At 53.3% G+C, this 25,644-nt stretch carries 22 protein-coding genes; 13 read left to right on the top strand and 9 right to left on the bottom strand.

Annotated features, from left to right (window positions below):
- Positions 1-147: 147 nt before the first annotated feature.
- Entirely contained in the window at positions 148-762 is a 615-nt protein-coding gene (locus DDZ13_RS03855) for a hypothetical protein (RefSeq protein ID WP_110130107.1), read from the top strand.
- Positions 755-1,189 (top strand): hypothetical protein, encoded by a 435-nt coding sequence (locus tag DDZ13_RS03850; protein WP_110130106.1) that lies wholly within the window; start codon positions 755-757, stop codon positions 1,187-1,189. Before DDZ13_RS03855 ends, DDZ13_RS03850 begins: the two co-directional genes overlap by 8 nt.
- A 370-nt stretch (positions 1,190-1,559) precedes the next feature.
- Here the strand turns inward: DDZ13_RS03850 and DDZ13_RS03845 are convergent, their stop codons facing one another.
- Positions 1,560-2,480, bottom strand: coding sequence for an alpha/beta hydrolase (locus DDZ13_RS03845; RefSeq protein ID WP_110130105.1), 921 nt, complete (start codon positions 2,478-2,480; stop codon positions 1,560-1,562).
- A gap of 269 nt (positions 2,481-2,749) precedes the next feature.
- Between DDZ13_RS03845 and DDZ13_RS03840 the strand changes: the two genes are divergently transcribed.
- Positions 2,750-2,983, top strand: a complete 234-nt coding sequence (locus DDZ13_RS03840; protein WP_110130104.1) for a hypothetical protein — start codon at positions 2,750-2,752, stop codon at positions 2,981-2,983.
- A gap of 43 nt (positions 2,984-3,026) precedes the next feature.
- Here DDZ13_RS03840 and DDZ13_RS03835 read toward each other — a convergent pair whose 3' ends face one another.
- Positions 3,027-4,259 carry a glycosyltransferase gene (locus DDZ13_RS03835; protein WP_158279778.1) on the bottom strand — a complete coding sequence of 411 codons (1,233 nt, stop codon included), beginning with the start codon at positions 4,257-4,259 and terminating at the stop codon, positions 3,027-3,029.
- A 369-nt stretch (positions 4,260-4,628) separates the two neighbouring features.
- Here DDZ13_RS03835 and DDZ13_RS03830 point away from each other — a divergent pair, with 369 nt between their 5' ends.
- The 3 genes from DDZ13_RS03830 to DDZ13_RS15595 all read left to right on the top strand — a co-directional run bounded on the left by DDZ13_RS03830 (position 4,629) and on the right by DDZ13_RS15595 (position 8,352).
- Entirely contained in the window at positions 4,629-5,318 is a 690-nt protein-coding gene (locus DDZ13_RS03830; RefSeq protein ID WP_158279777.1) for a sugar phosphate isomerase/epimerase family protein, read from the top strand.
- 165 nt (positions 5,319-5,483) lie between these two features.
- Positions 5,484-6,725, top strand: a complete 1,242-nt coding sequence (locus DDZ13_RS03825; RefSeq protein ID WP_199221044.1) for a PQQ-dependent sugar dehydrogenase — start codon at positions 5,484-5,486, stop codon at positions 6,723-6,725.
- Positions 6,726-6,939: 214 nt separating this feature from the next.
- The gene (locus tag DDZ13_RS15595; RefSeq protein ID WP_199221043.1) at positions 6,940-8,352 is read left to right on the top strand and encodes a family 43 glycosylhydrolase; all 1,413 of its coding nucleotides are present in this window, start codon (positions 6,940-6,942) and stop codon (positions 8,350-8,352) included.
- A gap of 559 nt (positions 8,353-8,911) precedes the next feature.
- On the opposite strand, the gene DDZ13_RS03815 is transcribed toward DDZ13_RS15595, so the two are convergent.
- Entirely contained in the window at positions 8,912-10,030 is a 1,119-nt protein-coding gene (locus DDZ13_RS03815; protein WP_146209228.1) for an alanine racemase, read from the bottom strand.
- 516 nt (positions 10,031-10,546) lie between these two features.
- Positions 10,547-11,365 carry a hypothetical protein gene (locus tag DDZ13_RS03810; RefSeq protein ID WP_110130099.1) on the bottom strand — a complete coding sequence of 273 codons (819 nt, stop codon included), beginning with the start codon at positions 11,363-11,365 and terminating at the stop codon, positions 10,547-10,549.
- Positions 11,366-11,609: 244 nt separating this feature from the next.
- Between DDZ13_RS03810 and DDZ13_RS15435 the strand changes: the two genes are divergently transcribed.
- From DDZ13_RS15435 to DDZ13_RS15680, 4 genes are all read left to right on the top strand, one after another.
- Entirely contained in the window at positions 11,610-11,777 is a 168-nt protein-coding gene (locus DDZ13_RS15435; RefSeq protein WP_158279776.1) for a hypothetical protein, read from the top strand.
- A gap of 116 nt (positions 11,778-11,893) precedes the next feature.
- Positions 11,894-13,240, top strand: a complete 1,347-nt coding sequence (locus DDZ13_RS03805) for a PX domain-containing protein (protein ID WP_110130098.1) — start codon at positions 11,894-11,896, stop codon at positions 13,238-13,240.
- Positions 13,241-13,455: 215 nt separating this feature from the next.
- Entirely contained in the window at positions 13,456-15,663 is a 2,208-nt protein-coding gene (locus DDZ13_RS03800; protein ID WP_146209227.1) for a DUF6288 domain-containing protein, read from the top strand.
- 226 nt (positions 15,664-15,889) lie between these two features.
- Entirely contained in the window at positions 15,890-16,363 is a 474-nt protein-coding gene (locus tag DDZ13_RS15680) for a type II secretion system protein (protein ID WP_233246066.1), read from the top strand.
- Between the two features lie 103 nt (positions 16,364-16,466).
- On the opposite strand, the gene DDZ13_RS03790 is transcribed toward DDZ13_RS15680, so the two are convergent.
- On the bottom strand, positions 16,467-17,147 hold the full coding sequence (locus DDZ13_RS03790; protein ID WP_110130096.1) for a PEP-CTERM sorting domain-containing protein: 681 nt from the start codon (positions 17,145-17,147) through the stop codon (positions 16,467-16,469).
- 127 nt (positions 17,148-17,274) lie between these two features.
- Complete coding sequence (locus tag DDZ13_RS03785; RefSeq protein WP_146209226.1) at positions 17,275-18,246, bottom strand: DMT family transporter; 972 nt, start codon at positions 18,244-18,246, stop codon at positions 17,275-17,277.
- An 86-nt stretch (positions 18,247-18,332) separates the two neighbouring features.
- Between DDZ13_RS03785 and DDZ13_RS15970 the strand changes: the two genes are divergently transcribed.
- The gene (locus tag DDZ13_RS15970) at positions 18,333-18,404 is read left to right on the top strand and encodes a PEP-CTERM sorting domain-containing protein (protein ID WP_425486544.1); all 72 of its coding nucleotides are present in this window, start codon (positions 18,333-18,335) and stop codon (positions 18,402-18,404) included.
- A gap of 433 nt (positions 18,405-18,837) precedes the next feature.
- Here the strand turns inward: DDZ13_RS15970 and DDZ13_RS03775 are convergent, their stop codons facing one another.
- Complete coding sequence (locus tag DDZ13_RS03775; protein ID WP_110130093.1) at positions 18,838-20,001, bottom strand: hypothetical protein; 1,164 nt, start codon at positions 19,999-20,001, stop codon at positions 18,838-18,840.
- A 265-nt stretch (positions 20,002-20,266) separates the two neighbouring features.
- Entirely contained in the window at positions 20,267-21,475 is a 1,209-nt protein-coding gene (locus DDZ13_RS03770) for a glycosyltransferase (RefSeq protein ID WP_110130092.1), read from the bottom strand.
- 131 nt (positions 21,476-21,606) lie between these two features.
- On the opposite strand from DDZ13_RS03770, the gene DDZ13_RS03765 reads away from it, so the two are divergent.
- Positions 21,607-22,500: a 3-methyladenine DNA glycosylase gene (locus DDZ13_RS03765; RefSeq protein ID WP_110130091.1), complete on the top strand. Its 894-nt coding sequence runs from the start codon at positions 21,607-21,609 to the stop codon at positions 22,498-22,500.
- 216 nt (positions 22,501-22,716) lie between these two features.
- The gene (locus DDZ13_RS03760; protein ID WP_110130090.1) at positions 22,717-24,486 is read left to right on the top strand and encodes an ATP-binding protein; all 1,770 of its coding nucleotides are present in this window, start codon (positions 22,717-22,719) and stop codon (positions 24,484-24,486) included.
- Positions 24,487-24,590: 104 nt separating this feature from the next.
- Here DDZ13_RS03760 and DDZ13_RS03755 read toward each other — a convergent pair whose 3' ends face one another.
- Positions 24,591-25,625, bottom strand: coding sequence for a DUF2231 domain-containing protein (locus DDZ13_RS03755; RefSeq protein WP_110130089.1), 1,035 nt, complete (start codon positions 25,623-25,625; stop codon positions 24,591-24,593).
- Positions 25,626-25,644: the final 19 nt, after the last annotated feature.

Genomic DNA, 25,644 nt, shown 5'->3' with positions numbered 1-25,644 from the left:
GACTATCTGCATACGCTATGCAGCCAAGTTTACGCCTTTCCGTCAAAATTACGTGACCTTAGAATCTAAATTCCGACGAAGACTTTTTATTGAATTAAAATAAATTTCCTAATTTGTCTTTAAGTTAGCCTTCAACTAGAAAAAGTTATGCAGCCTGCAAAGTTTCAGCCTAAAGTCCTACTTATATATTTGTGCATTTGCGCAGCTATAATTACGATCTGGCTAGCAGACGAAAAACTCAGCATAAGTGCATATGCACTCGTCCCAGTCATTGTTATTACATTTGTCTGGATTTTATCTGTCCGCGAGAACGGTATTACTTTAGCCACTCGTATCCTTAGCAGGCTCGGTGTTGTTTTTTTTAAAGGCCACAGAAGCCTCAAAAGTTTGCCTATCGTTCTATTAATTAAGCGGGAAAGGTTTAAGAGGGCACTTCATGCTACATTGTATACTGGGGTAGCTAACCTTATTCCAAAATTTGCCGAACTTTGGTTTAATATGTCTGATTATGATCCAAAGATTTTATATGCAATATCAAGCTTTTTGGTTTTACTAATCTGGGGCAACTATTGCGTATTCTACTTTAGGGTAAAGTCCGGCCTATATGGTATGAATTTTGGCGAAGCGTTGGAGATTCTAAAATTCATAGCGCAGAATTCTAATAACTTTGATGAAGGTTCACCACCAGGGAAAGTTTTTGAAGACGTTAAAAGACCAGCCTCTGAGAGTAGCACACCATTTGGAGCAATTGAAAATGCCTGACATAGGTGGAACCTCTGATGCGGTTAGCCTTTTCCTAGAAAAGGCCACAAGAGCATTATACCTCAACTCCCCAATAAGATTCTCAATAGGGTGCTTTATGGGGGCGACGCTAGATACCGCTCTCTTCATTGGTAACCAAATCGATCCTACTATTCCTGAGCTAGGAATCTGGCGAGCTATGGTTCTTGGTGTAGCGTTTATGAATGCGCCTGTTGCTTGGGCTTTGTTGAGGTCCGATCCCCTTGTCGATGAAAAGTATTTAAAACAGCTTCGATTATTAGATGAAGCAAAGAAATCTGGTTCAATAGCTGAAAATCAAATCAGACTGCACTATCAAGCTACTCTCAAAGAGGCTTTGGCATCTGCGAAACTCAATTCGAAGACAAACAAAAAACTCCAAGATATTGAAGGAGAGAACGGAGATTAAGTGGCTAAAAAAGGAGGGCCAAAAGGGGACATTCCGTTATTATTAGGGCTCTAAAAGATGACATGGGAGGAGTTGCCAGTGGTGATAAACTGACACTCCAGCTATGAAGAATCAGAACCAACAACCCACTCCCACATCAAACCAACAGACTAAAGCGCAAGCGGAAGTCCTCAAGCTTGGAATCGACATTCACAAACGTGAATACGTGGTTGTCCAGCAATGGGGCCAGAAAGGGGTCATTCCGTAATTCTTGTAGTCGAAAGCTATATTACCTTTTTTATTTAGCACTTGGGGGGCTCCAAAAGGGCTCAAACGCCAACTATAAAGATTTGCCCTTCGCCTGCCCCTGACCCGGAAAAGGCGCAGCTGCCTACTTCAACAATTCGATGAGGTGGTCCGATAACGCGGTGAAAGCTTGGCCGCGCCGCTTCTTTGCTTTGATCATTTCACAGGGCACCCCCAGCTCGTCACAACGCTGCTTGAGCCCAACCCCGTAGGCGGCCGAATGCACTTTGGCAAACGGGTGCTCACTATGATCCGGGAACATGACTTTGGCGCCATAGCTCAAGACCGTCGGCGGGTCATCCGGGGTCAGCAGCGCATAGGGGGAATAGGCGTTAATCCAGGGCAGCACCTCCTCCCGATTCTCCAATAACTCGTCGAGATCTTTCCGGTTGAATGCATGCGCCCCATAACTCGCCTTGGTGATCCACTGCCGGACCTGCTTCGGATCGAGCGAGGTCTGGGCCTGATCGACCACCACACAGCTCACGCGGGTGGATTCGCGGGCAATGGGGTCGTTACTTTGGGGCTCGGCCAGCTCGTCGTGGTAGGCCAGCCATAAGGCGGTGCAACCGCCCGCCGAAACCCCGGAAAGCCCCACGCGGTCCTTGTCGAGATTCCACTCCCCGGCCTTGCTGCGCACAAACTGCAAGGCACGCGCGGCGTCCTCCATCGGCGCCTTCACGAAGGGCTCGACCTCTTTGGCGTCCTTGAGCAGGCGGTAACTGATCGCCACCACCGAAATCTTCGCATCGAGCAGTGCCTGGATATCCAGCCAGCCCCGAGCATCGATTTTGTCACGTCCGCGCCAGGCGCCCCCGTGAATGTAAATGGCCACAGGCGTCGGCTGACTCGATTCCGCCTTCCAAACGTCGAGCACATGCTTCTCGTGCGGCCCATAGGCCACGTTGGCCAGACTCGGCTCCGGGCCGTAGACCTCGGAAGTTTTCCCGGAAAGCGTGGCACCGGCAATGAGGGCAAACAAGAGTACAATAGTGATATGTTTCATGAAAATTGGTCAGTTTGGGCCGAAACGAAATAGGGTCAAACTCAAGCTTGTTGCGTTATCACCACGTAGGTACTTCAATCGACTTGCCGCCTAAATAGCTCATCTATGCGAGCGCAGCACCCTCCCCTCGATTCGAGGCTGAACCGAGCAACCTAAAAGAGGGCAAGGAAGGCAAGGACAGTTGCAGAACGACTGCGGATAATCTTTTCCTCGGTGCGATGCGTTCGTTCTGCCATGCTTCTGTTCGATCCGCACCGTCAAAAGCCAGAATGACTCTGGGATTATTGATGGGAGAACACCGTTCCATTTTGAAGCACCGCGTGGAGGGCTTCCGGATCGGGGATTTCCACTTCCATGTCGATGGGAATGATGAGGTTTTCCCGGCGCTCGGCGCGCTCGACGACGAGCTGGCAAAGGAAATGAAGGGAGAAGACAACAGCCAACGACCCATGGATGCCGAGCGCCTGTATATGGGACACCCCAACTACGTCAGTGATTTGTGAACAGAAATAGACCCTCAGATTGATGCTGAACAGATACGATAAACTATTCGCACATCTTTTCCAGCTCGTGCACGGCATTCGCCGGTCCGTCTTCTTCAGCAAGTAGTTTTGCGAGCTTCTTTGATCGACGATTCAAGCGCTTCGATCGTTCTGCGATCCTAACCGCTTTCGGCAACTGCTCCGGCCATCTCTTGCGTTTCACCTCAAGGCCGACACGTAGCCGCCTCATTTCCCTGGCAAAGAACCACTGGTCGCCGATGTGGGGAATGATGATCTGCGGAATGCCTGCGTGCAGAACGCTGGCCGTAGTGCCCGCCCCACCGTGGTGGATCACACAGGAAGCGTATTGAAAGAGCTGATCGTGCGAGACAGGACCGATACATTTCATCTCCGCACGGGGACGCTCAATGGTCAGGCCGGCCCACCCTGCTTGAATGATAATCTTCTTACCCTCCGGCCAGTTGCGCATGAAACGCGTCATTACCTTGCGAGCCTCATCAAAGGTCACACTGCCAAAATTCAGGACGGGCACTTTCTCGCCCTCGGTAAAGGCATCGATCTCGGCATTCAAATTCGGATCCTCGGGCGACTGCCAGCGGAGGAATCCGGTAAATCGAAAGCGATCACTCCAGAGGTGTTTCGGCTCAAACAACTTTTTCGACACGGTCACAATCACCTTGTCGGCCGGCTCAAGAACATAACTCTCCGTGCGCCCGATTCCAAAAGCTTCCATCCGTTCACCAACGACCTTGTTAATCTGCCAGCAAAGCACGCGGTCGGTAAGTTTCCAGAGCATCGAGTTCCAGCGTCGCCGGAAAAAGGCCGGCAAGGCAAGGCGCGGCAAACCATCCGGCGGGTAACCCACAGAAGGCACGATATTGTGGGCGAAGGTTGTGACAGCACAGGGCACACCGGCCCTTTTCGCCAACTGACACAAACTGGAATAGACATAGCTCGAGACAAAAATATCCGCCGTTTGCAACTCACGCTCCAGCGTCTGAAAGATTTCATCCAGATAGGGAAGTGTCTCCGTGAAAATGATTCGTATCAAGTCCACGGGATTGCGGGCCTTGGTCAGATCACGCATGGCCTCGGCGAAGCCCGACTGGTCCCAGTCCGGCGGAAGATAGACGTATTTGATTCCCGCCGATTCAATCTCCTCGCGATACAGAGATACTGTCGCAAAGCGTACATCATGTCCCGCCTCGACCAGCGCACGTCCAAGTCGGATAACCGGATAGATGTCACCCGTCGAACCATGTGATGTAAGAAGCACTCGCATAAGTGAACCGGCAGATAGTTCTTAATCTTTCGGGCCGCAATAGCGAAACAAGATTGTGGATCAGGGAACCTCCAGGTTTAACCTGAGTGTAACATGAAGCGTATCGGAATCATCGAATCGGGCGTATCAGGTTCTTGGATTCCTGTAAGTGGGCTTGCATGGCTTATGAACGAAGGGCATTTTGTTGGCACGATGAAAACCAAGCGCCGGTCTCTCTTCACCATGGTTCCTGCTGCTTCTGCTGTGCTTGCTTTGCGGTCCAAGGGTGGAGTTATTCCCGCTGAGGCAATAACATCCGCAGGGTTTTCGATTTCTGTTCAGTGCTGGTCTTTCAGAAAATTCACCTTGTTTGAGGCGATTGAGATGGCCGCTTCCACAGGGGCGAATGTAGAGATTTTTCCCGGCCAAAGACTGGGAGGCCCGCATGATCGGCTGAAGCTGGAACCAAGCCTTTCCGATGAGGTGATTGCATCCATCAATGACCATCTTGAGAAACACGGATTGAAGGCGGTCAACTTTGGCATTACCAGGATTCCCAAGGAAGAGAAAGCAGCGCGACCGGTCTTCGAGTTTGCCAAGAAACTCGGCCTGTATGGAGTGACAACGGAATCACTCGAAGCTGTCGATACACTGGAGAAGCTTTCCCAGGAATACGACCTCAAGGTCTGTTTCCACAATCACCCGAAGCCAACCAAGCTATGGAATCCGGATACGATATGGAGGGCAATCGATGGCCGCCATGCCAATCTCGGATATTGTGCGGACATCGGCCATTGGGCAACATCGGGCCTGGAACCGCTGGAGGTCATCAAAAAGGTGGCACCACGTATCCGCGCCTTTCACATGAAGGACAGGGCGTCGGTTGAGCGGTGGACACACGACCGTCCCTGCGGAACCGGGATCATCGATCTTGTTTCAATTCTCGATGAAGTGCGGCAGCATGGTTTTGCCGGAAATGTCTCGGTTGAGTATGAGCATAATTGGGAGACCAACCTGCCGGAGGTGGCACAGTGCGTTGGCTATCTACGGGCCTATTCCAAGATCAGGACCTAATGGCTTGATCGGCCACACGGGGGCGAATGAGATCAAACAAAATAGAAAATCGGCGCACTCCCCTGCGCCATTAACGATCAATCATTTCCCGTTTGCCTTCCTCTCTTTTTGCGACCTGCTAGGGAGATGGTGAATGGAACATCGCGGCTCAAACTCGTCCTATGGATGCTGATTCTCCTCGGCCTGATCGTTGGCTGCAGTCTCTGGCTCCGGAAACCCGCCTGGGAAACCGACGGCTCGGTGGCGGTCACCGATCATCGAGAGCTGCCCAACCGGAAAGCGGCGACCACGGTAATCGTCTCGGGCCTGGATGCGCCCTGGGGCTTTGATTGGCTGCCGAACGGCGACATCCTCCTCTCCGAGCGTTTCGGGTCTTTACGAATCATACGTGACGGGGAGCTCGATCCTCAACCGATTGGCGGAATCCCGGAGATCTATATCAGTGGACAGGGCGGACTGCTCGATGTGATTGTCCATCCGAGATTCGATGAGAACCAGCTGATTTATCTCTCCTATTCGGCGGGTTCCGACGCAGCGAATCGCCTCCAAGTCCTCCGAGCTGAGCTACGGGACGGTGAGTTGGCGAACGCGGAGGTGATATTCAAAGTCGTGAACCCAAAGTCAGGCGGGCAGCACTTCGGGTCGCGCTTCGCCTGGCTGCCGGACGAGACCCTGCTTTTTTCGGTTGGCGATGGCGGGAACCCTCCGGCCGAATACGGGAATGCCTTGATCCGCGAGCAGGCGCAGTCACTCGATGAGCATTTCGGCAAGATCCTTCGAATTCACGATGACGGTGCGATTCCTTCCGATAATCCTTATGTCGATGCGCCCGGGGTTTTACCTGAAATCTGGAGCCTCGGTCACCGCAACGTGCAGGGCCTGACCTACGACAGTATCCATCAGCGCGTGCTGGCGAGTGAGCACGGCAGCCAGGGTGGCGACGAACTGAATGCAATCCATTCGGGGGCCAACTACGGCTGGCCACGAACAACCTATGCCAGGGAGTACGACCTGACGAGCACGCTGATCACCCCACATCAGGCGCTGCCCGACTTCCGGGAGCCCGAAGTGGTCTGGACCCCTTCGATCGCGCCTTCCGGCCTGGTCGCGTATACCGGAAGCCGCTACGAGAACGCAGTCGGCGACGTCTTTCTCGCGGCCATGCTGCTGCGCGCCAATAAGACCATTTTAGCCTATATTCCCTCACCGGCCGGTGCCATCCTTCGTTTAAAGGCCGATGAAACGGGCGGATTCCCAGCCCAGGAAAAAATCCGAATCGGTGCCGTTCGCGTGCGCGATATCGGGCAGGGCCCGGATGGCTTTTTGTATGTCCTCACGGACACCACCGATTTCCCTGCGGAACCGGGCATGCAGGCGGGGACCCTTTTGCGCATCAATCGGCTGTAGCGAGCGCGGCAAAGCCGTGCGCGGATTCGCGCCGTTTCCCAGTTTTCAGTTCCCCGGTTCTCAGTTGGCTAAAAGCCTAATCTTACTCTTAATCTTACTCTCAGTCATTCTACCTCAAAAACACAGCCATTCACCTGGCTCGGAATGAAAACATGATACTCTCCCTTGAAACCCCAGCTCCAGCCCGGTCGTACCGTCTCGGGATCTTCAAATAATGAAAAACAACCCCATCACAAACATCACGAGTTTAACCGTATTTCTTTTGATCCTGTGCGGGTGCGTAAGCGTCGACAAGAAGGTCGCCGACAAAGATGCCGACGGGCTGCCCGACGAATGGGAAAAAGAGATTGTTCTATTTTTAGAAGAGTTCCGGCACTACGGATTATCGGTCAGAGACATTATCCCCGAGGACAGAACCCCGGGAGTTCCTTCCGATGACCACCTGTCGGATGCCGATTCGGATGGGATATCAAATGGTGAGGAATTCGCCAACGGCACGGACCCGACCGATTTCTACAATGGAAATAATCCGGATCCCGACTCCCCGCCGAAGGCCCCCGTCAATTTGCAGGTCTTCAAGTTACCAAATGGTCGCATGCTGTATACCTGGGAGGATCACGCGAACAATGAAGAGGGCCAAACGCTCCAGAGAGAAAACCACGATGGCCAGATCGAAGTGATTGCGAACGTTCCGCCGAATCAGACCAAAGTCATCGTCGATGCGCTCGGGCCACCACCAACCACCATGCACTGCCGATCGCGGCCGGCGGTCAACCTCGGCCCGCAGGAGGGGGTCATGCGACGTGACCCCAGCGATATCATCAAGGTAGGCGATACCTACTATGTCTGGTATTCAAAGGGCTCAGTCTTTTCGGGCTACGATGCGACCATATGGTATGCGGTTTCAAAGGACGGAAGAGTTTGGGAAGAAAAATCCATGGCGCTTGGGCGCGGCACGCCGGGCGGCTGGGACGGAGCCAGTGTCTTCACACCCAACATTCTGGTCGCTGAGGGAAAATACTGGCTGTTCTACAGCGGGACATCGGTAAAGTTGAAAGATGATTTCAATCCGAACACGAAAATTGGGGTGGCTGTTTCTGATTCGCCGGACGGACCCTGGAAACGAGTACATAAAAAGCCGGTTTTGAAGAACAGCGACCAGGCCGAGGCCTTCGACAGCCATCTGGTTGACGACGCATGCCTGATCATTCGCGGCGGCAAGTATTGGCTTTATTACAAGGGACGGCAGCTCGGCAAGAGCCCAAGAGAGACAAAGATGGGGATCGCCTTTGCGGAGAATCCCGCGGGGCCTTACCGCAAATGCGGGAGTAACCCCGTTATCCCCGGCGGACACGAGGTACTCGTCTGGCCGCAGGGCCCCGGAGTTGCGGCCGTAATCGGTAACGTTGGGCCAAAGGGAGTGGCCCATTCGATCCAGTACGCTAGAGACGGCGTAAATTTCAGCAAAAAACACGAGCTCAAAGAAGGACCATGGGCGGGTGGTGCCTACCGCCCGGACGGCTTTGAAGAAACCACAGACGGTGACCGTATCCGCTGGGGTTTGCAAATAGGCAAAAAGAAGGGATCGCTCCCTTTCTTGGAGAGGTTCGAATTCCATCTCAGATGATCGATTCATTGTGCCAGATTGAGGGCGCAAACAGGACCTGCAGCTTGTGAAAAGCTTATAAAAGGGATTAAACGCGAATGACGCTTCTTAAGCTTATTTAACGTACTCACTGTGCTTTGCCCTGTGACCTAGTAAAGGCACGCGGTTCCGTTTGCACTTGCGGGCAGCCGGCTAAAGCAGGCTGCCTACGTGGATGAATCGCTACCACGATAAAGTCCTTAAGTTAGTTTCATCCGGATTAAACGCAGAAGATAAAGAAGATGGCCAAGGCAGCGCAGTTTCCCCGTTTTCCAGTCCCTCGTCGGCTAGCACCTTAGTTCACCACGGAGCACACATGGATTTATCTCTACCATGCATTCACGTTAATTGAGGATAATGAACGGCTCTCCTCTTACATAACTCGTCTCAAAGGAGATATGGCGAAATCCGATCGCAGCGACAACCCTCATATAAAGATCTAAACAGTCCCCCGCCTGCACTCATCGGGTGTATCGCATCCATAGACGGTAGCGCTCTGCCTGCCTTGCCCGTCATTCCGACTGGAATCACAGGTCCCAACTCAGCTGAACAAGCGGAATCTCTCCAGCAGATCGCCATCCAGAGTCGCGTAGCGGGGGTAAAGGTCGGCGGCCAGGCAGGAATGAACGGGCAGGATGTAAACGCACTGGCCGAGTTCAATTTGTTCAAAGACCCCGGGCGAGACCTGGATCTTGGATACTTCCTGGCAACAGCTGGTGAGCTTTCCCTCCTGCAGGGGTACGATTGCCCAACCCTTGCCATCGGGCAAGGCGAGCTGGCCGAACAGGCGTTCGCCATCAATGTGTACCGAGTCCTTGGAGAGATGGATCGAGCCTCCGTAAACAACCAACTTCAGTTCATCCTCATACTTACCGATCACCGGGCAGGCCGTGGCCACGGCGATATCCTCCAGCCCGCAGGAACCCACCTGACTTTGAAAGAGGTCGTAGAATACAAAATTCCCGGGCCGCATTTCGTCCACTCCTTCGAACTGCTCCGCCAGGCTCGCGGAGGGAGTATCGCCCATCGAGACTTTAACCTCATGGCCGTGATCCTGCAAAAAGCGCTTCAACTCGAGCATACGAAGCCGCCCTTCCTCGAAGCACGCCGCGACTTCCCCACGACCACGACATCCGTAGCTGTGGCCGGAGTGGGTCAGCAAGCCCAAGAGCTCCAAACGAGGCGCTTTGTCGATCCATTCGATCAAATCCAGAATCGCCTGCTGCTTGTGCCACCGGATGCCGACCCGGCCGTAGCCCACATCGACCTTCACCCAGACGGGGCAGCTCACATCCAGGGAGTCGTTGAGCTGCCTGGTGGTTTCGAGTGAATCGACAAGCAGATTAAGCCTGGTCTGACCGGCCAGCCGGTTGATGGCCTCGAGTTGGCCGGGATTCACCGGTACGGCCAGAGTGATGTCATCCCACCCGCTTTGGTGAAAATAGGACGCCATATCCAGAGATGAAACGGTGATCGCGCTCACGCCAACCTTTCGGAACAACTCGCCGATGGCGGCGCACTGGTGGGTCTTGAAATGTGGCCGAAACCCCACGCCGTGGCGTTGAAATTTATCGGCCATTCCCGCGATGTTACGACGGACCTTGTCCAGATCGACAGTGAAACGGGGTTTTTCGAGTGGAGCGGAGTTCGGCGCGGTCATCGGTACGGGTTTGTTCCAGTAAAAGGTCACCGAGAGACCAGTGGGGGGTCAAAAGCAAATTATAAAGATTACATCCAAATCCCCCCCGGATTCACAGCAATCCTGCAGCGGGTATCTTTACAACATGCGTTTAGACTCCCCCACTAAATTGCCGTGGAAAGCGTTGCGGGAACCTGTGGGTGAAAAAATCATGCTTTCTGTGCTAAAAACCATAAAAAAAAAGGAGCCTCGGCTGAGACTCCTTTTGAAAATGAAATTTAGTTGTTACTCACCACGCCGGCGCAGTAACACCAGACTAACCAAGCAAGGGATAAGAAAGGGTCAAACGTTTAAATTAAATATTTGGCCCAAAAGGGGTCAAACGCAACGTTGCTTCACCATCTCCGCTTAAGCTCCGTCGACAAACTCACGTCAGGCAATCCAAAGGCTTCAACTCAACCCTAGCCCCACCTCTACCTGATTAATCCCAACCGTATGCCCGCAGGCCCCGGAACACTCTGGTTCCTTGGAAGCGAGCTAGAACCCGCGCGGATTACGTCCATGGCCCTGCTTGATCCGCTGCTGCTTGGGCGTGGGCGGTTCCTCCAAATAAAGGCTATACCATTGGTCCCCCAACCCGGCATTCGAGAATTTTTTGACACGGTCGTTGGACAGGTGCTCCCAGTTCTTTTTAAAGGTATCGTCTCCTGTTTTCTCCTTGGCCTTCAATAGAATCCGCCGGGCTTCATCCAGTTCGCCCACCTGAACGTACATCCACGACATCAGGCCGTAGAGCAAGGTCCCCCGATCGCCCCAGGTCCAGCGGATCCGACGCTTGAAGACCTTTTCCGCGCCGGCCAGGTCATCGTTCTGATAACAGCGCGCCATCCGCATGGCCGCCGTCATGGGGTCCATCATCATCGGGCCCCTCAGGAAACCGCAAGTGGCCAGGATCTCGTCAGCCTTTTTGAACTCTTTTAGCTGGTAGTAAAACTGAAAGCGCATGGTTGCGATCTGGCGTCCCGTGAGCAGGGTCCACTTCCGGAAAGGTTCAAGCTGATCGACAAATTCCAGCGCCCGCTGGAGCATGGCTTTTTGATCTATTTCAAGCTGGCGTTGCATCTGCTTCACGTTGCCGCCGGGCTTATTCTGAAACTGCTTTATCTTTCGCTGCATACGCCCCTGAGCGGCTTGCATCGTCACCTGAAGCTCCTTCTGGACCTTGGACATCCTTTTCCGAACCGGAAACCCGACCAGGAAAAATGCACCGATAAATGCGAGAATAATATAGAAGACCGAAGCCCCCGTGCTGAACAAGGCAATGGCGACAAGCGTTGAAATGAGAAGTGTAAGCATACTGGGCGACCTTTGTGTCGAGGGGGCTCAAAGGAGCAAACGCAAATTATAAAATTGCCCCCGCCGAGGGGCCTGAGCGGCACCAAGCCCTACAGACCCCTCCCGCCTCACTTTCAGAACCGATCCGAGTCACTCCTTGACTACGGAAGCCACTGGGTGATCCTCAAACCATGACGACGCCGAACGAGGAAAATTTAAATACTACAAGAAAGCTGAAAGCAAGGCGCTGGAAATTCTAGCGGAAATGAAGGCGACCACGCCTAAGAAGATGGACATTGAGCTTTCGCTTTTAGTCGCAATCTTCGAGCTGCACGAGGGGGAATTGCCCGCCGAAGCGATCGGCAAAATCGTGCAAGGTCATCTGGAAACCGTCGAGCCCTACTACGCCTCGCAGGCGCAAAGTCGCAATTGAATCTCAACCAACGTGGAACCATGCATGCGGGCGCGTGTTTTAATTCGCCTTGATGGCGGATTGAGCGTTATTTAACTCACCTCATCTAGAAACAGTCATCTTTAACTCAATCCACTGTGTCCGACTCCCCTCAACCTGACTCGTCTCCGCGCTTCCGTTGGATCGGCTATCTGCTGATTCCCATCACTATTCTTCTGGTGGGCTATTTTATCTACATCAGTGCTGCACCCGGATCGCCACTCAACCAGCTAACTGAATCAGAGGCGAAGCTGATTGAAAACATGCGGTCGCTGGATGAACCCGATAAGCTCGATGCCTTGGCCAATGCCCCGGAGTATTTCTACCAATCCGTCCTGAAGGACATACCCGAACCCTTAGACGGATCCGACAGCGCCCTCGAACGGGTTCTCAGAGAAATGAGTTCGGCGGAGCCTGACGCTGACCGGATCGCCGGGCTCGTGCGCCAGATCGAAATCGATAAGATGGAAACAGCGATCAAGGCCTTGTTGCTATCCGACGAAGACAAACTCACCGAACTGGCGGTCTGGCTCGCTATTGAATTAGCCCAAAGTGAGCCCGAGGCGGCGCTTCGGCTTGCGGACGATTTTCCCACGGAAAAGGACTGGGGACACATTACCGTCAATGCGGTCTGGAAGTGGGCCCGAAAGGATCCCGACACGGCCTATGATTGGGTTGCAAAGCGGTTGAATACCGTCAGGCGCAGCGCCCACTATGTTTTCCTGGAGATGACCAGGGACAAGCCAGAGGAAGCCTATCGCAAGCTCAGATTAATCTCGAATCACCATACCCAGCTTCAGGGAGGTCGGGGCGTTATCAAAGCATTGGCTGAGGCAAAACAACCGGATACCCGGGCCATGGTTGATTTCATCATGGACCAACCGGAATCCATTCGAAGCAACCTGGTGTATAACCTTTTCAGCAATTACCTGGAAAGCGATCCGACCGAACCCGTTGTAGAACTGGCGCAAGCACTGGCCGCCCGCGACGCCGAACTGGCCCAAAAAGCTTACGGTTGGTGGGCCGGGGAATACGCGGAGGATCATCCGAAAGCATCCGCCGAATGGTCACTGCAATTAGCCAATCCGGAGGACAGGTCCAGAACGCTGGAGCCGGTCATTCGGGAGTGGGCAAGAAACGATTTGAAGGCCGCATCGACATGGCTCAAGGAACAACCGAATGAACCCGTTTATGACTACGGGCGTTACGCTTTGGTGAGAGAGCTCTCGAAAAAATCCCCCCAGCAGGCCATCCCCTGGGCGGAGTCCACCGTGGATGCGAAATTGCGTTACCGCGCGCTCTACCTGGCGGCTTCCCAATGGGCCAAGGCATCTCCCGAGGAGGCCATCGCCTACGTGCAAGCAACATCCCATTTATCAGAGGTGCAAAGAAAACAAGCACTTGAGCGGCTCGAACGGTATCCACGAAAACCCAAAAGAGATTAGACGCAAAACAGATCAATGAACTCCTTGAAGCCATAGGTTCTGTGATCAAAGGAACCTGGTTGGAGATAGTCCCTTTCTGGCACTTATCAGCTCTTGCTGCGGCGAATAGAAGGGCACCCGATCCGCACCGAGATTCTTGGCAAATATACGACGCAGCCACAAAATAAGGCTTAACTCCTTCGAATCGAAGCTATAGGCATACTCGTTGAACGCCTATGAAGTCCCCCATCCGTTTTCTAGTTCTCACCTGTATTGGAGCAATCCTTAGCCTGCCCTTGTCGGCGGTGAACGTCAAAAGCGACGGCTGGCCCTGGAACCTGAAATACAACGGATGGCATGATCGTGAAATCGTGGAGGAGCTCGGGAAGGGATGGTTCTTGAATGTCGGCCCGACGGGGATCCGTGCGGAGATCACGGAAAAGCATTCCAAATACTTCACGGTCCGATACGTTTTCAAGAATTCCCCCGCCCACGGCAAAGTTGAAATCGGTGATCTCATCGTGGGCGCCAATGGCACTAAGATGAATGTATCCCACAAGTTTGGCCGGGGTGCCAAAGGAGAGTCCGGTTGGGATGGGCCTATGGCGGAAATGGCGCCGCTGATTGAGGATAGTCAGGCAAACGGCGGTCAGCTGGAACTGATCATCTGGAAAGGCGGCAAACAAACCGACGAAGCGGTCGTGCCCATCACCATCCAACCCAGGCCCCGCTTCTCCGAGACCTATCCCTTTGATTGTTCCCGCTCGGACCAACTCATGACGGACCTTCTGGATTTTCTGGTGGAGGACTACGAGCGGGCCGGAAAGTTTGAAAGACAGATTCACACGCATTCGACGGCGGTTCTCGCCCTGATGGCCAGCCCTGATGAAAAATACATGCGCCTGGTCGATGACATCATGAAAGGCTATTACCAGAAGCGCTATGACCCGCTGGATGGGGCCGGCTTCAAGTCTTGGACTCAAGGTTATGATGGCATCGTCATGGGGGAGTATTACCTCAAGACCGGCGACCGGCGATTACTGCCTGCAATTGAATCGCTGACCCAATGCTACATTGAGGCGCAGGAAGTCAAATCCGGTGGCTATTCCCACAGACCAAACCCTTTCATCATGCGACGCCGTGCCTCCGGTGGGCCAAAAGGGTACGGCGCCATGGCATTGCCGGGGGCGCTTGCCATGACCGCCATGAGCCTCTTCAAGGAAGCTGGTCTCGATGAGTACGGGGAACCCGCCTACAGCAACCTTCACCAGGCATTTTTGCGCTCTGTGGGCGATAACGGCAGCATCGGCTATGGCTTTGAAAGTCTGGATCACGCCGTCATTATTTTAAATGACTCGAGGACCGCGAAGAACAGTAGTCCGGGAGGCATCGGCTATCCGGTTGAATCCGGCATGAAAGATATTGGCGACTATGAAATCCAGTGGCCGACGAAAAAAGACCCGCGCTGGCGACCAACGGACTGGGTCGCCGGGGAATCGGAGACCAACCTGGTCTATGATTACGGGGGCAGAAAACGGCTGGTGATCCGCAATCAGATAATCGAGGAGCCCAAGCGCCCCTACCGCCACGACGACAGCAAAGAGATGCATCACTTGTCACGCCCCGGGGCCGGCGCCCTCGCCCACCGAATCGGCAACCAGGAAAACGAATCCTGGCGCTACCTTTCCGACCTGATGGCGACGGGCTGCGCCAAAAACGCCGAACATGTTTTCCGCGGGCATGCTTCGACGCTGATGCATGTTTCCTGGGGTAGTCTGGGAGCGGCACTGGCATCGGAAGAGGATTTCCGGGAATACATGGATGCCCTGAAGTGGTGGTTCATCATGACCGAGACACATGATGGCGGCTTCGTGGTAATCCCGGGGCGCGATTATGCTTCGACCGATCACGCCTACGGCACACGCATCTTCCCCACCGCAACGGCTGTGCTGATGCTATCCGTCAAGGACAGGCAGTTACAAATCACCGGCGCCTACGAGAATTCCACCGGACAGAAAACCACGCAAAAATCATCCACCTCGCAGCGTCCGGCCCGCTCTTTGATCGAAGCAAGACGGGAATTCGTGGACCACGGTTTGATGAACGCACTGGAACGTCTGAATTCAAAAAAAATGCTTCAACCACTCTTAATCGATTTCAGCAAGGCGCGTAAGAAAGTATGGCTTAAGGAAATCAAAGACCAGAAACTGATTTTCAGCTCGGCGAAGGGAGAACATGAAGCTGCATTCGAATACACCGACCTGAACAATCAGGATAAGGTCAATCTCTCCAGAATGGCGGCCCAGATCACACCGGACAACGGCGGCATCAATGTCCTCGCGGGAATCTTTTTGGAGATCGAAGGCGAAACCGAGCTGGCCGACGCCTACTACGAGCGCGCCGACGAAAAGTCCAAAGCCCTTCTTAAGGCTGTGTTTGAGTAGCTGCTTGTGCCCGATACTCCAGAAAAATCCGAGCACTGAGAAGAGGGCGAGCCAAGGCGGTCCATTTCTCAAAGACAGCCGTCATTAAGGCTCGGATGAGGCCAAACTGCAAACTGAAAACGCACTTCACCTGTTACTTTATGCGCATAACTCCTTTCAGCCCATCGACTTGCATCTTGATTTTCATTAAATTCCAGGTTATAGCTTTTCAGCTATACAGTTTCAGATGCCCCGTTTACTTCCCCTACCTGCCAAATGCTCCGCATTTACCCTCGTGGAAATAATGATTGTGGTCGTTATTATTGGCTTACTCGCAGTTATGGGAATCCCGGCCCTGGAAAAGTCCCGTCAAAACACCTACGCGAGTCGTATTGCGAACAATATGCGAGTTTTCAGCGGTGCATTTGAAACACACGCCTTGGAGAACGGCAGTTGGGCACCTGACGGACAGGGCAACAATCTACCTGCGACAGTCGCACCCTATCTACAGGATACGGCATGGTACGAAGAACCGATCCCGGGTGGTTGGTATGACTGGGAATACGACCGGGAAGGAATCAAGGCCTCCATAAGTCTCGCTTACGAAAGGGACTTCCCTGAAGTTTTTCTCAAGGTGGACCGGATTCTCGATGACGGCAACCTGGGCACCGGAACTTTCATCAAAACGGGTGGCCGGTATTTTTACATTTTGGAACGCTGACAAGCGTTCTTTTGAAGTCACGTCGACGCCCGAACAACAAGCGCCCGGCAAATCTTTTAACACATCCTAACGCACTATCTTCCGTACTTGCGGAAGACCTGTTTTAGCGTCGCCGGCGCAGCATCAGCGATAATGCAGCGAATGCGGAGAGCCATAAACTAGATGGTTCAGGTATCGGTGCGGCTGCCAAGTCTACATGGAATACTCGATCATGCCCATGAGTATTAACGGTGTCGGAAGTAGAACTGCCAGTGTTACTACCGCTGTAAGCTGTGCCACCAGTGTAGGAACTATCATCAGTGTTTCGGTAGGATTGGAATCCCTGGCCATCAAGCTTGTTTACATCGATGGCGTAGAGAGTATTTGCGGCAAGGAGAACAGAAGTGTCGAACGAGAAAGTGATGTAGTGGGTATCAGTGTATGCGAAACCGGTATCCAGAGGAGTCGTTTCATCTGCAATCGCGGTAAATGTGGAACCGGAGAGCGTACCCACGCGGAGCTGATACTCACCGTCTTGAAAACCGTTGGGCGTAAAGGTTTCGGCGGACTGCAAGGTAAAGGACGAAAGCAGGTAGCCGGTAGAGTTACTGCCGGTGGTGAAGGTTTGACCGCGCGCACTCCGGTCACCATTCAGACGGGATGTACCAAAATCCGTATCGGTAATTGTATACATCGCAATGTCCGCACCATCGATAGTCGGAGCAGATGTGGTTGAAGTTACAGTTGCAGCATTGATGGAGAGACTACCAGCAAGTAGAGATAAGGGGAGTTGTAGGTGTCGCATTATGATTAAAAGAATTACTATTTTAATGATAACGCTTTCAGAAAAAATGTCAATTATTCGGCTTCTACAACAGCGCTCATTACACCGTGCCTCGTTCGGGAGCAATGACTCAGCGACCCACCGAACACTAAACCAAACCGCCGGGCACCGGTCGAATGCCAAAGCGGCGTTCCAAACGGGGGTGAAGCAGGTTGGCAACGACGATGGCTAACGCACCGAAGTAGAAGGTTGCGCCCAAGTTTTCATATTCCGCGAATATCAGCGCTGCCGCGATCATGCCGTAGACCGGCTCGAAGTTGGCGGCCAGGTTGAAAGAGTAGGCGCTGATCGTTTTCAGCAGTTTATTCGCCAAAGCCTGAGCAAACACGGTACAGCCCCAGGCAAGCAAAAGAATCCAGAACCATTCCAGAAGCGCCCCCACCGCCAGTGCCGCATAACCAAGCGGATCAATGAACGGAACCGCGCAAAAACAGACCATAGTCGCGGCGAGCATTTCCCAGCCCACCATGACCATGGGGTCGCTCCCACTTTCCACGATGCGCTTGTTCAGGACCATGAAAAGGGCAGCAAACAAGGCGCTGAGCAGGGCAAGCCCAAGCCCGAGCAAATGCCCCACTTCGGCACCAGCAATGAGGCAAATTCCAAAAAGCACCAGCATGCCCAGCACCACCTCGAAACGCCGCACTTTGACACGATTGATCAAGGGTTCGGTGAAGGCGGTAAACACCGACAAAGTCGCGAGACCGGCCAGGGCAATGGAAACATTGGCGACCTTAACCGCGCCAAACAGGCAAAGCCAATGCAGCCCCATAATCATGCCGACGAACAAGAGCCTCCCCAGTACAGGCCAACCCAACCAGAGCCTGCGATCACGCATCAGCACCACCCATAGAAACGCCCCACCCGCCGCCAGGAGGCAGCGCCAGGTAATCAATACGGGAGCGCTGAGTTCCGAGGCCCGACCGATCAGGGTCGTCGCGGCGAAAATAAACACCAACAGATGAAGCTGTAGAAAGGGATTAATACGGAAGTGGCAGAAAGGGATGAGTTGAAAAGGAGCAATCTTAAAAAATACGGGACGAGAGCGATTATGGTACAATCGCAGATTATCCCGATGCCGCCAACGCCAACTTTTCGTTCAACGCCTACCTTTTGGCAGACAACGACCTGAACACGATCCTTGGCGTGCCCGAGCCATCGACACTGGTACTGCTCGGAATCGTAAGGCTGTCATTGATCTTACGCCGTCGCCGCTAAGCTCACACCTAGCCCGGGTCTTTTCAAACTGGTCATATTTTTGGCTTGGGCGGTTTTTGGTCCAGCTGGACTCCGTTAGCGGAAAGAAATGATACCCAATCCCAGGCGGCGCAAAAGCCTAACCGATCGCAAGTAAAAAACTTTACCACACCCCGCTTTAACAAGCGAGGCTACGTAGCCTCAAAACTCTGGTTTTGGGGTTCGTATTACCGACAAAAGAAAGTAGCTGGTATTACACCAATAAAAAAAAAGAATTGATACTTAATGGTTGTAGCGATGGCACGCCAGTGACGTCGATTAACACTCAGATACCACCCTCGACTACGGACAATCTGTTTCCAAAAAGATCAAAACTTTTGCAAAGTGATATTGTATGCTTTGAGATTACTCGTCTCGCAGAATAGAATTCCAGTAACAGTTCTAAGAATCAAGCTTACTGCTCCGCATCCTGCCCCATCTCAAAGACATGAAGCACCAGGTCTTTTTGTGCCTGTTTCGTGATCAGTTCGGCGACCCGCTCTCTTTCTTTTCGCACTGCCGTCGCTTCTTCAATCAAGCGCTGTTTGACCAGGGATCGCTCCAATTCGCCGTACACGTCCAAGTATTCACGGTAGATGGCGAGCAGGCGCTCCCGGTCCGCTGATTTTAGTTTCTTCACGTCCTTCACGAAGTTTCTGCGAACGATTGCCAAGTGCTTTAATTCAGCCTCTTCATCCAATAGAGCGCCTTTTTCTTCCAGACGTTTCATCTCCTTACGGATGCCCAGTACGCCATCAAGACTACCCTGGCTCTGATAATGAAATTCACGGATGCGCAGCTCCCTCATGTATTTTTTATACATTTTCTGCTCATCTGAAGCGACCGTCTCCCAGTGAGCCACAAGTGCCTGCTGGAACTTGGCCTTAAGGACGTCGAAAGCCCCGCTTAAGGCATCGGCTCCCTCACTCATCACCTCCTGATTCTCTACCTCCGGGACGGCATTTTCCGGCTCTTCAGGACGCAAAAAAACATCCTCTTCCGAATCCGCACTATCGGCGTCTTTTTTACGCTGGGACGCGAAATACTTCTTCGTCATGGGATCAACCTGCTTCTGGGAAAGCTTTCTAATGACTTTTTTGACCCGATCTCGCTCCTTTCTGACATCGACGGCCTTTTTGATGGATCCCATCCGCACAAGCTCTTCTTCCCTTCTCAGTAGTGCATTCTCGTAAGCATTGTAAATACGACGCACGCCAACCATCTCTTCCGATTCTATCTTCTTAATTTCATTGGCGTAAATCTTTTGATAGTTCGCTAGCTGCTCAATCGGCGAAAACTCGGTCGGGATGCCGCCTGAGTTTTTATATCGTCTGATTTCATCCTGAACTTCCAGAACGCCATCCAGACTTCCTTGATCCAGAAATTCGCTTTTCAAATCAGACAGCTTTTCCAAATACATCTCCCCCGTATTCGCCACTTTCTGATCCGAAGAGACTTTTTGGGCATTCGCCTCAAGTGCTTTATCGAGTTTCACCTTGAGCTCGCCGAGTGGTGTTTCCGCACTCAGCTTGACGCAGCCTGTTACGAATAAAGCGAATACCAGCCATCCCAGAATCAAGCATCTAAATTGAATACGGCTCGTTAACATGACAGAAATGACAGCTTTACTAGACCAAAGCCATGATCCAGGTAGCAATAAAACCGGAAGTAGCCAAGAAGCAATCGCAAGCTTGTGATAACATCTCCAAGCCTTCTGGTTAAGACTTTCTGAAACGCGCGTCGCTTACGCGCAATAATGCGTCTGATAGTTAGGCCCTAATGCATAAGATTTTACATTAAAAACTTAAATCTGATGACGACTCATCACCAACAATATCACCGCGTCACTCTATTTTAAAACGATTCTTCGCTTCAATCCAACGGCTCATGTATTCGGTGCTGCGATGCCGGTGATGTCGGAGCATACGACCGATGAAGTGTTGTTCCCGCGTCTCCGGCCGCAGCGACCTCAACGCTTCGACTAATCTCGGCTTCCATTGGCTGGCGAGAAAGCGCTCTTCTATGATACGGTAACCCTGCTGTTGTACCTTACCCCACAGCTCAGGTTGGGAGTGTACATCCACCGCGGTCTTGGCCAACCCGGCCGCATCAGCCTGAATCGGACAGCCCCAATCGATGCTTCCATTCATGGACTCGGCGGCAATCGGTGTGGCCACGGTCGGTGTGCCTGAACAAAAGCCGTCGACCACCTTTCCTTTCTGTCCGGCGCCGAAGCGTAGCGGCGCGAGATTCACCCGATAGCGCTCCAGCGTTTTCAAGGCCTCATCCGCTCGCCCCTGTGAGTAAATACCGCTTCCGGGACTTCCCAAACGACGGGCCTTGTCCGGCTCATAGGAGCCGTAGAGATGCAGTTCCGCACCCGGCAATTGCCGACGAATGAGCGGCCAAATTTCGGCACAACACCAACGGACCGCATCCCAGTTTGGCGGATGGAGGTAGCTGCCAATCATGACAAAATCTTTTCGGTCCTCGTAAGAGAACGATGACTCAACAGGCGCATCCAGCATCAGGGGCAGATAAAACAACTGATCAGCCGGCACCTGAAAAACGGATTGCAGGCATTCGATTTCGAACTCGGAAATCATCAGGCTTATATCCGAGCGAAAGATCGCGGCAATCTCGCGCAACGCCACATCATTGAAAAGGTCCAGTTCCCCGCCCAGTTTCAATTGTTGCTCGCGCGCCTCTCTCAGGCAATGAAGGTCACTGGTATCGAGAATGCGAACCGCATCCGGACAGGCTTTTTCAATGCGCCAACCGAATTGCTCCTCGGTCATGTAACGATCAAAAACGACATAGTTCGGCGCCAGCGCATGCACCCAATGGTCAAAGGTCTCGTCATTAACCCTTATTTGCCGGGTAGAGGTGCCCATAGCCTCAAGGTCGACTGAATGTTCGGTGGCCTGGGCCGCGGTGGCAAAGGTCACCGTCCAACCGTCATCCAAAAACGCCTCAATCAGCCCCATGGTCCGGGTGCCCGCCGCGCTCGATGTAGGCTCGGGCCAGACTTTACCGATGACCAGAGCCTTCATGAGAAAAAAGATGGGCTGAACCGTTAATGGACATCAATGAATGTTAATAAGAAAAGAATAAAGCTGTTACTAAGCACTTTAGTATCATCCGGGTTTACATTACTACCCAAACATGTGAACTGAACGAAGTAATGTCCACTATCAGAGTCAACCATGAGCTCCGGCAGGAGGTGTGGCGTGCTTCGGCGCAGCGCCATTACGAGCGCGCCTCCGAGTGGACCGAGCCCTATCGTGGCCGACGAGCCAGTGGGAAGCTTCATCCCGTTTACGACTTTCTGTTTATTTATTACCGGTTCAAACCCTCGCAGCTCGAGGCCTGGCACCCGCAATTCGGCATCAACCTCATTGGGGCCAGCGGGGAACCCGCCTATCAACATCGCTACTATATACATGATGCCAACGGCACCCGGCTCGATCCGAACAGAATGGAAGACAGTGCCCGCCACCGACTTGAAATGGCCCTCCGATTATGTGAAGCGGTTGATCAGCGTCCCCCACAATTCGGCTGTTTCGGGATGCACGAATGGGCGATGGTCTATCGCGGTGACTTTGAAGGGGAAATCCGCCACGCCGAGCAACTCCCGCTCCGACTCAGCCAGGAAGAAACCGATGCCTTTGTGCGGAGCCGGCCGATCGCCTGTAGCCACTTTGATGCTTTTCGGTTTTTCAGTGAACCGGCGAAAGCCTTCAATCGCATCCAGCCCACCAAAGAGACGCGCATCAGGAACGAACAGTGCGGCTGTTTGCATACCAATATGGACCTCTACAAGCTCTGCGGCCAGTGCATGCCATGGCTTGGAAGCGAACTGATGTGGCAGTGCTTCGAACTCGCTATCGAGGCACGCAAACTCGACATGCGGGCCAGCCCCTACGATTGCCGTTCGCTCGGCTTCGAGCCTGTCAAGGTTGAGACGCCAGCGGGACGCAGTGAGTATGAGCAACAACAGCGTACTCTGAGCGAGCGGTCACAACCGATTCGCAGAGAGATCATCGGCGGTTTAAAAAGGATCCTTACGGCCGATTAGAAAAGCGGGACCCCACGCTAACCATTCAGGCAATCCTGTCCTTAAGCGCTGATCTCCATATTGCCCGGATGTGGGCATGCCGACCGCTGAGTGCCTGAAAGGTCAGCACAGTTAACATCATCCAATGCCCGGCCTGAGATTTCTTATCGCTTTCCGCTGAAAATGCCGTTTACGGTCGTGTTATAAGCCACCTTCTGGTAACATTAAATTATTCTAATGCAAAATTCCACAACAGGCCCCGAAGAAGAACCTGATAATGGAAAAAACCAGCGTGGACACGGCCCGGTCGATTCAACTGACTCCGAGCTGATGCAGTCCCGCCGGGAACTGGAAGAAGTCCGCAAGGAGCTGGAAGCCTGTAAGCGCGAATTGATCGGCAAGGAGCGCGCCATGGCAAAGCTGGAAGAAAAACTGGCCCAGCTGCAGGACGCGAACTCACTCAGCAAAAAGGAAGCTAGGCTCGTGCGAATGGCCAGTGAAATGGAGCGGGCCCAGGAAATAGCGACGATGGGAAGCTGGGTGCTTGAGGTGGATACCGGTGAAGTCACCTGGACGCCTGAGCTACACAGGATGTTTGGTCAGGACGCGTCCTGCCCGGTGCCGACTTTAGAGCAACAGAAGGGCTGGTATAGCGAAGCGTCCTACAATGCGATGGTCGAGGCCGTGAAACGCACCAGCAAAGACGGCAGTCCCTACAATATCGAGCTGGAGGTCAAGCGCCGGGATGGAACAAACGGCGTGCTGCGCTCTATCGGCGAAGCAGAGCGGGATGAGTCGGGACGAATCGTCCGGCTCAGAGGGGTTGCTCAGGACATTTCCGAAATCAAGGAAGCCGAGGCCAAACTGAAACATGCCCTGGAGCAGGAAAAAGCCGCGCAAATCTACAAGGACCAGTTTCTGGCCAACATGAGCCATGAATTACGCACGCCACTGAACGGAGTTGTCGGCTTTGCCAGCCTATTGCGGGAGGAAGGCTTGGATGCCCAAACCAGAGAAGATTATGTCCGCACCATCGAAAACTGCTCGGGCCAATTGCTTAATCTGATCAACGACATCGTCGATATTGCCAAGATCGAAGCCGGTGAAATAAAGCTCGATAGCAGGAACTTCAATTTGGCGAAGCTGACCCGTGAGACGGCAGCCACTCTGGAAGCGATTCAGGCCGAGAAAAGCAAAGAGCACATCCAGCTCAAAACTTACATCCCGGATGGGTCTGAAAATCTGGAAATTTACTCTGACCCCTTACGTATTCAGCAAATCCTGATCAACCTGCTGAGCAACGCACTGAAATTCAGCAACGAGGGCACGATCGAGTTCGGATATGATACAGGGGATCGAGGGGTTGAATTCTTCGTGAAAGATGAAGGCATCGGCATCGCACCGGAACGAATGGAGCTGATTTTTCAGCGTTTCGAGCACCTTGAGGGCACCACCCAAAAATACGAGGGTACCGGACTGGGCCTTTCGATTTCCAGAGGCCTGGCCGGTCTCCTCGGTGCCACTCTTGATGTAGAATCGGAGCTGGGGGTGGGATCGGTCTTCCGCCTGCTATTACCGCTCAATCCCAAAACCACCACCACAAAAGCAAGCGTCACCACCATACCGGAGCGCAAGCAAGGCGAGCCGAAAGCGTTTACCGTGCTGGTTGCCGAAGACGAATTAGTGAACCAGAGGTTGATTAAACGGACGTTGAGAAACACGGCCTATGGACTTCATTTTGCCAACAACGGAGAGGAAGCCGTCCAATTGTATCGTGAACACCCTGAAGTCAGCGTCATCTTGATGGATATCCGAATGCCGGTTATGGACGGACTTGAGGCCGCCCGGGAAATACTCGCGCACGACCCGGACGCCCGGATCATTGCTCAGACGGCTTATGCGATGCGGGAAGAGCGCGAAGAATTTACCCGCGCCGGTTTTGTGGATTATCTGGCCAAACCTTATCGCGCCGAAGAACTCATCGAGCTGATTGAAAAGTGGGCTTGATCGTAGGTTGAAACCAGGGGAGCAAGCACTACCTGTAAAGATTTGCCCCGTATACTCCCCGGCAACCACTCCAGTCAGGCGGGTCGACTCTTACTATCGAACGATCAATCACCGAGAAGGTAGCCTTCACCGTAAACAAGTTCGCCGCCACTGTGTCCGACAAGAGCCACGAGGAGAGCCGCAAGTAACATCAGGACAACAGCCATTTGCCGCCAGCGTAGCGTCCCTTTGCGTTCGGAAAACTCGACGATCATGAGCAAAAGCCAAGTGACAACTGTCAGTGAAACTGCGGACCAGCGATGAAGAAACACGGTCCCATCGGTGTAACCTTCCAAGTCGGACTGTATCCAACCACTCGCGACAGACAGAAGAGACAGCAGCGCGCTTAACCACAGCGACCAGCGGATCGCCGGGAGCCAAGGTTCATAGCGCTTCAAAATTAAGCCGGTCAGGCCGATTAGGCCGGCCATCGGAAGCAAGGCCACTGGAAAATGAACAAACAGCGGATGCATTCGGCCCAGCAAGGTCGCGGGCTCGATCCCGGCCGGTTCCCGGATTGTCACGGCGGGGTCGGATGCAGAGGCATGGTTCCCCTCCTTCGTTGCGATGGCTTCTATGGTGTTGGCGGCTTCGGTTATCGCTTCTGACAGCTGGGGCTGAGCATCTTCGCCTGCGCCATTCGCCAGGCTGGTTGACGCCAGCGGAATATCCTTCCTTGGCGCATCCTCGACTCCACCCACCGCGGCTTCGCTCGTATCAGTCAGGCCCAGGGCAACAATCCAGTCGTGGACGACCCGAATCTCCTTTTCCGACGGCTGGTGTACGTCCGTGTTGTCCGGCGGAGGCATGCGGAGATCCGGATCCTCGTCGATCATCACTGCGTAAATCTCGCTGAACATCGGATCGCCCGGCACGAGAAAATACTCGCCCTCAATCATACGCGGCACATCCAGCACATGATCAAAGTCACCTTTGTCGCGCCGACGCGCGGTACCATCATGGCACTCCGCGCAGCTGGCTTTGAGTATAGCCATGGCGCGCTGCTGCAGCACCTCAAGGTTTGCTTCTGAACCCAACGCGGCCCTGTCGGCAAACAGCACGGTCGCCGCTAGGAAAAAGGTCAGCAGGACGAAACGCATGGCAAGTCGGCGGCAGGTG

The organism is Coraliomargarita sinensis, from assembly GCF_003185655.1.
Lineage (GTDB): Bacteria > Verrucomicrobiota > Verrucomicrobiia > Opitutales > Coraliomargaritaceae > Coraliomargarita_B > Coraliomargarita_B sinensis.
Note: the sequence above shows the minus strand (reverse complement) of the source record. Positions and strands in the feature narration are given on the sequence as shown.